Consider the following 12,223-nt stretch of genomic DNA (forward strand, 5'->3'; position numbering starts at 1 on the left):
TATGAGGGTAAATCCAAGAAAAAAAACCAGATTAGGAAGGTTTAAATTTGTTTCAGTTTTGTTCAGTACCACGCTATCCCTTTTTATAGTGGGCCTTTTTGGAGTTATTGTCATTCAGGCCAAAACACTGACAAGTATTATCCGAGAGAATATTGAGATACAGGTTTTTCTAAACAAAAATCTTGATGAGACCGGTATTGCCAAAATTGGAAAAACCTTAGAATCCAAAGCATATGTTTTACAGAAAGAAGGTAGCGCAGCTTTAACCTTCATTTCCAAAGAGGACGCTGCTGCATCCTTTCTGGAAGACACGGGAGAAGATTTCTCCAAATTTCTCGATGACAACCCTTTGAGAGACAGCTACACACTGGCTATTTCGGAAGAGTTTCAGACAGCTGAACAAATAGAAGAAATCGTTGAGGAAATCCAATTACTGGATGGAGTCTTTGAGGTAACTTATATGGCTGACCTGGTAGAATCCATCAATCAAAACCTTACTAAGGTAGCCTTGGTCATGGGTGGATTCATTTTGATTCTTGGTTTTACTGTAGTCATGTTGATCAACAACACAATCAAGCTTGCACTGTTTTCCCAGAGATTTCTTATCAGAAGCATGCAATTGGTTGGAGCTACTAGAGGATTTATCCGAAAGCCTTTTCTCTCCAGAGCTTTAGGTTTCGGGATTTTGGCAGGACTTATAGCCTCAGCCTTATTATTCGGAATTATAGAATATACCAAAGCAAATATTGACGGTTTTGCCATGCTACAGGATTATGATTTGCTGTACTACCTTTTTGGAGCTTTGGTATTAATCGGTGCCACTCTGTCTGTTTTCAGTACCTTGCAGGCAGTCAATAAATATTTAAACATGTCATTGGACGAACTATACTAATCATGCCAAATTCACATTTTGCATTTACCAAAAAAAACTACATCCTCATGCTCATTGGATTGGGTATGATCATCATTGGATTTACCATAATCGGCTTGGATAAAGAACCCCATGGTTTTGGGTTTTTAGGTCTAATTCTTGGACCTGTAATAACCCTTTCAGGATTCTTGTTTCAGTTTTATGCTATTTTTCACAAATCCGGGAAATAACAAACATGGAAATAATAGATGCAATCATCCTTGGAATTATTCAAGGATTGACTGAGTTTTTACCGGTTTCATCAAGTGGACATTTAGAACTGGGTTCAGCCATATTGGGAGATCAGAAGATTCCTGAAGAAAGTCTAATGTTTACTGTAGTACTTCATTTTGCTACTGCTTTAGCGACTTTATTGGTTTTCAGAAAAGACATTGTGGTGTTGCTGGAAGGACTTTTTAAATTCAAATGGAACGAAGAGACACAATTTGTAGCCAAAATTGTTTTGTCTATGATTCCAGCTGTAATCGTTGGCTTGTTTTTCGAAGAACAGCTAGAACAATTTTTCGGAGGACAGATTGTCTTTGTGGGATTTATGCTATTGGTTACTGCTTTGTTACTTTTTTTGGCTGATAAAGCAAAAAATACTGAAAAACCTGTAAGCTTTCCAAACGCTGTATTGGTTGGTCTTGCCCAAGCGGTCGCCATGCTTCCGGGAATCTCAAGATCCGGTGCTACCATCTCCGCGTCTGTATTGTTAGGTATAGACAAAACCAAGGCTGCCCGCTTTTCTTTTTTGATGGTGGTCCCTCTCATATTTGGAAAAATAGCCAAGGATATTCTGGACGGTGCCTTGACTTACAATAGTGAAAGTTTTGGTTACCTGTCTGTTGGTTTTGTTGCAGCATTCATTTCAGGGTATTTTGCTTGCACCTGGATGATTGCTTTGGTAAGGAAAAGTAAGCTAACTTATTTTGCTATCTATTGTAGTATTGTGGGTTTGATAGCCATATTCGCAGGATTATATTTATAAAATGCAGCAAGAACCTTACGGTGAAGTATTTCTGATCAACAAACCTTTGGAATGGACTTCATTTGATGTAGTCAAGAAGGTCAGAAATGCCTTGAGAATCAAAAAAGTTGGTCATGCTGGCACTTTGGACCCTTTGGCTACCGGCCTGCTGATAGTCTGTGCCGGAAGAAAAACCAAATCCATTGAGTCCTACATGGGGCAGGAAAAGGAGTATACAGGGGTTTTTGTGATCGGGAAAACTACCGAGAGCTTTGATCTTGAGCATCCCGTCATTGAAGTTGCAGATGCGTCGGCTATCACTTTGGATCAGGTAAAAGCTGCCGCCGCAGAATTAACAGGTGACATTTTACAGATTCCCCCCATGCATTCCGCTATCAAAGTAGACGGAAAAAGGGTGTATGAAGCAGCACGCAAAGGCCATGAGGTTAAAATGGATCCCAGGCCAGTAAGCGTTTCCACTTTTGAAATCACCAAATTTGAAAACCCAGAGGTACATTTTAGGATTATTTGTTCTAAAGGAACATACATCAGAAGTTTGGCAAGAGACTTAGGTGACATTCTTGGAGTAGGTGCCTACATGTCTGCTTTGTGCAGAACACGCATTGGTGAGCATTCTTTAGAGCAAGCCGAAGAGCTGGATTTGCTGATACAAAAAATCAAAGAAAGACGGGATGAAAATATATGAAGGAACAGATCATTTTGAACCGGTAAAAAACCCGGTTGTAACAAGTGGAACATTTGATGGTGTTCACCTTGGGCATCAAAAAATCCTTCAAAGAATCCGGAATATTGCAGATGAAGTCGGTGGAGAGACGGTAATGATCACTTTTTGGCCACATCCCCGAATGGTCCTTTACCCAAACGAGCATAAGCTTAAACTGCTCAGCACTTTTGAAGAGAAAGCCAAACTGCTCAGAGAGTTTGGTATTGATCATTTGCTGACTATTCCATTTACTAAAGATTTTTCCAAATTGAGCTCGGAAGAGTTTATTCAAAAAATCATTATTGATAAAATCCAAACCCGTAAATTGGTAATAGGCTATGACCATAGGTTTGGGAAAAACAGAGAGGGTAGTTTTGAGTATCTGAAAGCTAATATTGATAAGTTTAGGTTTGAACTCGAAGAAATATCCAGAGAAGACGTGGACCATGTTGGTGTATCCAGCACCAAAATCCGAAAAGCATTGGAAGAAGGCAACGTCAGTACTGCCAATGAATATTTGGGCAGAGACTATGAGCTCAATGGAATCATCATCAAAGGTCAGCAGCTGGGAAGATCCATCGGCTTTCCTACAGCCAATATCCATGTTCCCCATGATTATAAGCTTATCCCATGCGATGGGGCCTACGCCGTCAAGGTAGAAGTGGATGAAGGAAGCTTTGGAGGAATGCTTAACATTGGTATGCGACCGACCGTAAATGGAGAGAGTCAGAGTATCGAAGTTCACCTCTTCGATTTTGAAGGAGATTTATATGACAAGAGAATTTGTGTACATTTTAAATCCTATCTTAGACCTGAGGTCAAGTTTTCCGGGATTGATGCCTTGAAAGAACAATTGAGCAGAGATAAAGAAGATGCGAAGCGCATTTTAAGTCAATTATAAACCCAAAAAACAATTTATATGATCAATAAAACTGTAGCAAATGCCCAAGAAGCAGTGGCTGATGTATTTTCAGATGCTGTGTTGATGTTTGGAGGATTCGGTCTTTCCGGTATTCCTGAAAATAGCATTAAGGCACTTCTTGAAATGGATCTAAGCGGGTTAACTTGTATTTCAAATAATGCCGGTGTGGATGATTTTGGAATAGGTTTGATGCTCCAAAAAAAAATGGTCAAAAAAATGATCTCATCCTATGTGGGAGAAAATGCTGAATTTGAAAGGCAATTATTGAGCGGGGAATTGGAGGTGGAATTAATTCCGCAGGGGACTTTAGCTGAAAGAGTACGGGCAGGAGGAGCTGGCATCCCTGCATTTTTTACTCCTGCTGGCGTAGGAACAGAAGTAGCCGAAGGAAAGGAAATAAGAGAATTTGAAGGAAAGCTTTACTTATTAGAAAGGTGGTTGAAGGCTGATTTTGCTTTTGTCAAAGCATGGAAAGGAGACACTTCAGGGAATTTGATTTTTAAGGGAACTGCAAGGAATTTCAATCCTATGATGGCAGCTGCCGGTAAAATCACCATTGCAGAAGTAGAAGAATTGGTTCCTGCCGGTGAATTGGACCCGAATAGCATTCATACACCTGGAATTTATGTCCAGAGGATTTTTCAGGGCGTTGATTACGAAAAAAGGATAGAACAAAGGACCGTTTCTAAGAAATGACATATACTTAGTGATATATAGTAGAAATATACTTCGTGAAATAAAATTGAAATATGCCTTCGGCGATATAGATTACTAAATCAGGCCGGATTAGGGGAATATGCCTCTACTAGAAAAAAGTTGAGGTAGAGATATGTAAAGGAAATATACTTCGTGAAATAAACGGATATATGCTACGCGATATAAAGTTGAAATATGCCTTCGGCGATATAGATATCTAGATCAGGCGGGATTAGGAGAAATAAGCCTTGATTTCACATCCTTCTATCAATTGTATTTCTATTGTATTTCAACCTTATTTCTACTTTATTTCAATCGTATTTCTACTGTATCCCGAATCGCTTCGCTCTCGGGACTTCCGCTAAAGCGCCAGTTTCAACCTTATTTCAATCTTCTTTCCACTGTATTTCAAGCATAATTACCTAAACTAACATCACAACCCAAAACAACTTAAAGACATGTTAAATAAAGATCAAATAGCCCAAAGAATAGCCAAAGAGGTCCAGAATGGACAGTATATAAATTTAGGGATCGGTATTCCCACATTAGTGGCCAATTATATTCCTGACAACCTCGAAGTGGTCCTTCAATCCGAAAACGGGCTTTTAGGTATAGGCCCCTTTCCTACCGAAGACAAAATTGACCCAGACTTAATCAATGCAGGTAAACAAACCATAACCATGACTAAGGGGTCTGTGCTCTTTAACTCCGCAGAATCTTTTGCCATGATAAGAGGCGGACATGTCCATTTGACCATTTTGGGGGCCATGGAAGTTTCTGAAACAGGTGACATAGCCAACTGGAAAATCCCAGGAAAAATGGTTAAGGGAATGGGCGGAGCCATGGATCTGGTAGCATCAGCAGAAAACATCATCGTGGCCATGCAACATTGCAGCAGAGATGGAAAGTCAAAGCTTTTACAAAAATGTACTTTACCGATTACAGGTATCAGATGTGTAAAAAAAATAGTCACTGACCTTGCTGTATTGGATGTATTACCCGAGGGAGGTTTTCAACTTTTGGAAAGAGCTCCAGGGGTGAGCGTCGAAGAAATCAGGGAGAAAACTGAAGGTAAATTAATAATTAGAGGCGAAATCCCGGAAATGAGATTTGATTGAAAAAAGGCTGGTTTGGCCCAGCCTTTTTCTACTTGTATTCCATATAATTGGCCGTTTGCTTTTTAGGTTCTTCGCCGAAAATTTTTTCTACTACATAAAGGGAAAGATCAATACCTGCTGCCACTCCTGCGGCTGTCATAACCTTACCATTATCAACAAAACGTTTGTTTTTCATTGCTATGGCTTTGGGAGAAATTTTCAGAATATCATCGAAAACAGATTGATGGGTGGTAAAAGGTTTCCCGTCCAAATACCCCAATCTGGCCAATATTCTCGCACCACTGCAGACCGACATGGTTACCTGAGAGTTCATTGTTATTTTTTTGACCCAATCCAAGACTTCCTCATCCTTTGCAATGATTTTACTTCCATCACCTCCTGGTAAAACCAGAATATCTGCTTGCTGAACTTCTTCCAAGCCACAGTCAGGAGTGACTCTCAGACCATTTTTTGCAATGATCCCTTGCCCTGATTTCGTTACGGTTTTTACTTCAAGTTTTCGGTAATCCGATAGTTGAGCTGTCACTGAAAACACCTCAAAAGGGCCTGCAAAATCCAAGACTTCAACATCATCAAACAAGAGAATAATAACTCTAAGCTTTTTTTCTGACATGGTTTTTGTAATTATTACTCCTAAATTTAAACATACTCCAAATATGCAACACTATCTTTTTAAATATCTCTCTGTGGGAAAAGCTATACATGTAGAAAATATCAACTTTTAAGATTAATTTAAAAACAACTTTTAGCAGAAAATGGAATTTGACGACAACCTGATCTATGCATTTATTCTTACCACGCTGGCTGGCCTTTCCACTGGAATAGGTGGGTTGGCTGCCTTTAGCAAGCATGCCAGAAAAAGTAAATACCTTGCTTTTGGGCTTGGTCTGGCTGCTGGTGCCATGATATACATTTCATTCGTTGAGCTGATTTTTGGAGCATTGGAAACCTTCAAGGGCAATTATGAGGAGGAATCAGAAGCTTACTTGAGAGTGACCCTCTATTTTATCGGAGGCTTGGTCATCATAGGTTTTTTGGGGGTTATCATTTCTTGGATTGCTGACCGGTTCAATATTTCCAAGGAAAACCTTGCCGAAATCGGAACAAAAAAACTTGACAGCGACAAATCCAAAAGCCTATATAAAACCGGAATCATCACAGCTTTTGCTTTGGCTGTACATAATCTCCCAGAAGGCTTGGTCACTTTTTTGACCACTATACAAGATATCAATTTAGGTATAGGTATATCAATAGCCATTGCTATACACAACATCCCGGAAGGCTTGGCTGTAGCGCTTCCCATTTATTATGCAACAAAAAGTAAAAAGAAAGCACTCTTGATTACTTTGGCAGCAGGACTTTCTGAACCTATCGGTGCAGGAATTGCCTACTTCCTGTTTTTCGAAAATGCTGATCCTGAAGTTTTTGACGTAGTCAATGTTTTTGTGGCCAGTATTATGGTGTATGTGGCATTCTTTGAGCTACTGCCCCAAGCATACAAAACCGGCCACCAATCCCACAGTAAATGGGGACTCATAGCCGGTTTCGGAATTATGGGAATAAGTATTGCTTTGTTGGCTTAGGTTTTTAGGAATTTTCTCCTACCCACCTATAAGCATTTACAAAAGCTTCCACCCATGGGCTGATTTCTTCATTGGCCCTTTCTGCTGGATAATGAGGCCAGTTCCATGGCTTCAATGACCTTTCAATGTGGGGCATGATGGCTAAATGTCTGCCATCTGATGATGCAATTCCAGCTACTGAATGATCCGATCCATTTGGATTACCTGGATAGCCTTGATAGGAATAAGTCATCCCAATGTGATAAGCACTTTTCTCTTTAGGCAAGGAAAACTTTCCTTCTCCATGTGCCACCCAAACGCCAAGTCTTTGGCCGGATAAGCTACCGAACATCACCGTTTCGTTTTCAGGTATATCTACATTGACAAATGCAGACTCAAACTTGTGACTCTCATTGTGCAGCATCTTGGGCTTTTGGTCATGATCCGGAGTTACAAGTCCCAATTCAACCATCAGCTGACAACCATTACAAACACCTAGACTGAGGGTATCCTTTCTGGCGTAAAAATTATCCAAAGCCTGTTTGGCCTTTTCATTGTAAAGAAAAGCACCAGCCCATCCTTTGGCAGACCCTAAAACATCCGAATTGGAAAAACCTCCTACAAATACAATCATCTGCACATCTTCTAGATTTTCTCTACCCGAAATCAGGTCTGTCATGTGGATGTCTTTGACATCAAAGCCTGCCAACCAAAGTGAATAGGCCATTTCCCTATCCCCATTGACACCTTTTTCACGGATAATGGCTGCCTTTTTCCCAGATGGTTCTTTTCTGAACGGATTCAATCCAAAACTATCAAAGCTTCCTTTCCAGTCTGCCGCGAAATTATAATGAAGCTTTTGGTTTTTATAATTGGTGAATCTTTCCAAAGCCAGTTTCTCCCCACTTTGCTTTTTATCCAATAAATAGGAAGATTTGAACCATACATCTCTTAATTCAGCCACATCCAAAATCAATCCTGCTTGATCAATAGAAACTTTTGCATCCAATGTCACATCTGCTATCGATGCGTAACTGATGCCATAATTGGCCAATACTGCCCTGGTACGCTCAGGATTTTCTACCTGTATCAATACCCCTGGATTTTCTGCAAATAAAGCCTTGGTAATATCCCTCTCATCAAGCCTGTCCAATTTAATCTTTAGTCCCACTTCTGAATTTGGGAAAGACATTTCCAATAGGGCCGTGATCATCCCACCGGAAGAAATATCATGTCCCGCCAAAATCTCCCCTTTTTCAATCAGCTTTTGAATTACCATAAAAGCTTGGGAGAAGTAATGCGAATCTTTGATATCCGGAACTTCATTTCCTATTTTATTCAGGGATTGCGCAAAGCTAGATCCCCCCAATTTAAAAGCATCTTTGGAAAAGTCAATGTAATAGATTTTGGAACCTTCAATAGGTTTGATATCGGGAGATATTACTGCGGTCGGGGCTGAACACTCCCCTACTGTTGAAATAATCACTGTACCTGGAGAGTACACTGTTTTTCCTCCAGGATATTTTTGTGTCATTGAAAGAGAATCTTTGCCCGTAGGGATATTAATTCCCAACTCAATGGCAAATTCTGAAACTGCTTCTACTGCTCTGTAAAGCCTGTCATTTTCTCCAGAATTTTTCGCAGGCCACATCCAGTTGGCACTCAGTGAAACTCCAGCCAAACCATCTGTAATTGGTGCCCAGACCAAATTGGTAAGTGCTTCTGCTATTGCTAACCTTGAACCTGCCTCGGGATCGGCTAAGGCGGCTACTGGGGCATGACCTATGGAAGTAGCTATACCCTTCTCGCCGGTAAAATCCAGAGCCATGACAGCGACATTGTTCAAGGGCAATTGAATTTCTCCGGTTGTCTGTTGCTTGGCCACACGTCCTGTCACTGACCTATCCACTTTATTGGTCAGCCAATCTTTACATGCCACTGCTTCCAACTGAAGTACCTCTTCAATGTATGATTTGATTTGTTCAGGCGAATACTCAGGTTCCGAAAAATTGACTTTCGCTGGACTATCCTCCAAAATGGTCTTAGGGCTGCTACCAAACATATATGCAAGATTCCAGTCCACAGGCTTCTCACCCGTCTTGGCATTTTCAAACTTGAAATGCATATCCCCACTCGTTTCACCAACTACATAAAATGGAGCTCTTTCCCTTTCGGAGATTTTTTGCAGCGTTGCTACATCCTTTTCAGAAACAACTAGACCCATTCTTTCCTGTGACTCGTTTCCAATAATTTCCTTAGCAGAAAGTGTAGGGTCGCCAACAGGCAATTTGTCCAGATGAATTGTTCCACCGGTAACTTCCACCAGTTCAGAGAGGCAGTTTAAATGTCCACCAGCGCCATGGTCGTGAATAGAAATGATCGGATTCTCTTTACTTTCAGCCATAGCACGGATCACATTGGCAACCCGCTTTTGCATCTCTGGATTGGACCTCTGAATAGCATTTAATTCGATGGCATTGCTGAATTCGCCTGTATTGACCGAGGAAACGGCTCCTCCTCCCATTCCTATCCTGTAATTATCACCGCCCATGACGATAATTTTATCACCTTTTCCAGGTTCATTCTTTTTGGCATATTCTTTCCTGGTGAAGCCAACACCTCCTGCCAACATGATTACTTTGTCAAAACCATGGGCTTTTCCATCTTCCTCATGCTCAAAAGTCAATAATGAACCACAGATCAATGGCTGACCAAATTTGTTTCCGAAATCACTTGCTCCGTTGGAAGCTTTGATCAGAATATCCATTGGAGTCTGATAAAGCCACTTCCTTTCCTCCAAAGCCTTTTCCCAACTTCTTCCCTTCTCAGATCTTGGGTAAGATGTCATGTATACGGCAGTACCGGCAAGAGGAATGGATGCAGTACCACCTGCTAATCTATCTCTGATTTCACCACCTGAGCCTGTAGCAGCTCCATTAAAAGGCTCAACTGTGGTCGGAAAATTGTGCGTTTCTGCCTTTAGAGATATTACAGTATTGATATCCTCTGTTTCAAAAAAATCTGCTTTGTCCTGTGTTTTGGGAGCAAATTGTTGTGCTTTTGGCCCTTCAACAAATGCAACGTTGTCTTTATAAGCTGAAACAATCTTATTGGGGTGTTTCTTTGAAGTTTCTTTGATCAATTGGAAAAGGGTCATCTCCTTTTCAACCCCATCAATTACAAAGTTACCATTGAAAATCTTGTGTCTACAATGCTCTGAGTTCACTTGACTGAAACCAAAAACCTCGGAATCTGTCAAAGGCCTTCCCAGCTGTTTGCTCACATCCTCAAGGTAACTCACCTCTTCTTCACTTAATGCCAGACCCTCTTTTTGATTATATGAACTGATATCTTCTACTGGAACGATTGATTCGGGCTGAAGGTTAATATCAAAAATATCCTGAGTCAAACCATCGTATTCCTTTTGAAGCATGGGGTCAATGCTGTCCTTGTCCGAAATCGGGTAATATTCTTCTATTCTGATAATTCCTGAAATCCCCATATTCAGGGTGATTTCCACGGCATTGGTAGACCAAGGAGTAATCATTTCCTTTCTCGGTCCTGCAAACTTTCCTTTTATCTGCTCTTCGTCAAGAGATTTGGCTCCTCCGAAGAGCCAGGTAAGTTTGTCTAAATCTTGGGTATTTAATTGGTTTTTGACCTGAACTGCATAAATCAGGTCCTTGGGGGATTGGAAAAAGAGGATCATGTGCTGTTTTTTGAAGCCTTTTTGAGAAGCAGCAAAGGTAACCATTTGGTGGAAAAGATTAAAGAAATAGGACTAAACTGTGAGACTGAAGTCAGAATTGTTTTGAGCGGTAATAATCCCCGAAAACCTAGCAGCAAAACTGTATGATGTCCAAAGCGCTAAGAAACTTCCCTCTGAGGTTTAAAATTGAGATTCCTTCAGTCTTTTCCAGACATATTCAAAGTCCTTAAAAATTCTATCCGCATGGTGGGCTACCAAAGAAGGGGAGCTGTTTTGATCCAGCTTTCTTCCCAAAAAATGCTGCATTCTATCCTTATAGGGCAAAATGGTATCCTCAATCCAATGAGCGGTTTTATATCTTGGATTGATGTTGATATAACCAGCAGCCAGACCTGAAGGAATAAGCAAATGAGAACCATGAACACCAATTATCAAATGAGTCTCAGAATAAACCCTATTTCTTTCCTTTTCATTTTCAGAAATAATTTCTTCTATTCTTTGATCATCTATGTACTTGGGAAACCTTCTTGTCTTCCCCAGTCCAGATACATAGATTTCAACTTCAGGAATGGACTTTTTCAATAATTTAGAACAACGCATCACCAACTGCTTTTGCCTCCACAGAAATACAGGCTTGAACTGATTCAATAATTTAAATTTTTTAGCAAACAGAAATAAAAACTCCAAAAAAGGGGAATTAAGCCAAAACCTATCCTCTCTCAGCACAAAGCCTATCTTTGGTTTCATTTCCAAGAATTGTCCCAAAGGAAAACTTTGGGATTTCAATAACTTCTCCATTGGAACTTCCAAATGATTCAAATGCATGAATGCCGGATGGATCAAAACTTCCTCATATTCTAAAAACAATTTGGAAAGCTCCCGATGTAAACCTGATACACCTTTTCTTATTTGCGATACAGCAATCGGAACAGTCCAGATTTCTGAAACATTTTCAGGGACCAACCAAGCACATTGGCTTGGTATGATAACCACGACTCCGTAACCGGCTACATCAAAACAGGCATTCCAAAGTTTGGTAAAGACATGTCCGAAGCAATCATCCAGGCAATTCAAAAGAATAATTTTCTTAGCTTCCGATTTCTTTTCTACTTGGACTTTTATTGCCTTATTTTCGGGAGACTTTAGTCCTTGAATCAGGGGTGCAACCAACCATTCTTTAACCCCAACATCACCGATTATTTCAAAGCTTTCCTTTTTGACCACTACCTGCGAATCTATGGTATGACCTATGGGCAAGGTTTCCCAGAATTCAAGACCACAATGACCACAGGATAAATCTCTTAGCACATGTATTCCCTGAAAAAAGTATGCATTTGAAATCACTTCAAATTCCCCACATTGGGGACATTGGCTCTTTTGCTGCACGTATGGTTTGAGGGAGATGAAATTCATTCTGTAGTTTTTCTGTTCTAATATCAACTTTTTTATCTAAAGCAAAAACCCAAACCGCATAATTTGGAATCTCCTAAAAATCAGAGATTACGATGACTACAATCCAAAAGCTGCCTTTCATGAATCTTCTTCCTTTTTAATAAATTAAGCCCATAATTCAGCTATTTGGTGGATTTTTTGTATTTTCCAGCATTCACTA

11 protein-coding genes are annotated in these 12,223 nt (G+C 40.3%); 8 read left to right on the forward strand and 3 right to left on the reverse strand.

What is annotated here, in order from left to right; all coding sequences use genetic code 11:
- Position 1 precedes the first annotated feature (1 nt).
- The 7 genes from A33Q_RS13320 (at position 2) to A33Q_RS13350 (ending at position 5,340) form a co-directional block, all read left to right on the forward strand.
- Positions 2-892 (forward strand): cell division protein FtsX, encoded by an 891-nt coding sequence (locus tag A33Q_RS13320; protein ID WP_016255250.1) that lies wholly within the window; start codon positions 2-4, stop codon positions 890-892.
- A 2-nt stretch (positions 893-894) separates the two neighbouring features.
- Positions 895-1,101: a DUF3098 domain-containing protein gene (locus tag A33Q_RS13325; RefSeq protein WP_009033349.1), complete on the forward strand. Its 207-nt coding sequence runs from the start codon at positions 895-897 to the stop codon at positions 1,099-1,101.
- Positions 1,102-1,106: 5 nt separating this feature from the next.
- Positions 1,107-1,901, forward strand: a complete 795-nt coding sequence (locus tag A33Q_RS13330; RefSeq protein ID WP_009033350.1) for an undecaprenyl-diphosphate phosphatase — start codon at positions 1,107-1,109, stop codon at positions 1,899-1,901.
- A gap of 1 nt (position 1,902) precedes the next feature.
- Positions 1,903-2,586: a tRNA pseudouridine(55) synthase TruB gene (gene truB / locus A33Q_RS13335; RefSeq protein ID WP_009033351.1), complete on the forward strand. Its 684-nt coding sequence runs from the start codon at positions 1,903-1,905 to the stop codon at positions 2,584-2,586.
- On the forward strand, positions 2,573-3,505 hold the full coding sequence (locus tag A33Q_RS13340) for a bifunctional riboflavin kinase/FAD synthetase (protein WP_009033352.1): 933 nt from the start codon (positions 2,573-2,575) through the stop codon (positions 3,503-3,505). The genes truB and A33Q_RS13340 overlap by 14 nt, the downstream gene beginning before the upstream one ends.
- An 18-nt stretch (positions 3,506-3,523) precedes the next feature.
- Entirely contained in the window at positions 3,524-4,222 is a 699-nt protein-coding gene (locus A33Q_RS13345) for a CoA transferase subunit A (RefSeq protein WP_009033353.1), read from the forward strand.
- 458 nt (positions 4,223-4,680) lie between these two features.
- On the forward strand, positions 4,681-5,340 hold the full coding sequence (locus A33Q_RS13350) for a 3-oxoacid CoA-transferase subunit B (protein WP_009033354.1): 660 nt from the start codon (positions 4,681-4,683) through the stop codon (positions 5,338-5,340).
- Positions 5,341-5,368: 28 nt separating this feature from the next.
- Here A33Q_RS13350 and A33Q_RS13355 read toward each other — a convergent pair whose 3' ends face one another.
- Complete coding sequence (locus A33Q_RS13355) at positions 5,369-5,953, reverse strand: DJ-1/PfpI family protein (protein ID WP_009033355.1); 585 nt, start codon at positions 5,951-5,953, stop codon at positions 5,369-5,371.
- A 142-nt stretch (positions 5,954-6,095) separates the two neighbouring features.
- Here A33Q_RS13355 and zupT point away from each other — a divergent pair, with 142 nt between their 5' ends.
- Positions 6,096-6,923 (forward strand): zinc transporter ZupT, encoded by an 828-nt coding sequence (zupT, locus tag A33Q_RS13360; RefSeq protein ID WP_009033356.1) that lies wholly within the window; start codon positions 6,096-6,098, stop codon positions 6,921-6,923.
- 4 nt (positions 6,924-6,927) lie between these two features.
- Here zupT and purL read toward each other — a convergent pair whose 3' ends face one another.
- A complete protein-coding gene (gene purL, locus A33Q_RS13365) occupies positions 6,928-10,611 on the reverse strand; it encodes a phosphoribosylformylglycinamidine synthase (protein ID WP_009033357.1) in 3,684 nt (1,227 codons plus the stop codon).
- 180 nt (positions 10,612-10,791) lie between these two features.
- Positions 10,792-12,024 carry a hypothetical protein gene (locus A33Q_RS13370; protein WP_009033358.1) on the reverse strand — a complete coding sequence of 411 codons (1,233 nt, stop codon included), beginning with the start codon at positions 12,022-12,024 and terminating at the stop codon, positions 10,792-10,794.
- Between the last annotated feature and the right edge of the window lie 199 nt (positions 12,025-12,223).

This window comes from Indibacter alkaliphilus LW1 (genome assembly GCF_000295935.2).
In the GTDB taxonomy this organism is placed as follows: domain Bacteria; phylum Bacteroidota; class Bacteroidia; order Cytophagales; family Cyclobacteriaceae; genus Indibacter; species Indibacter alkaliphilus.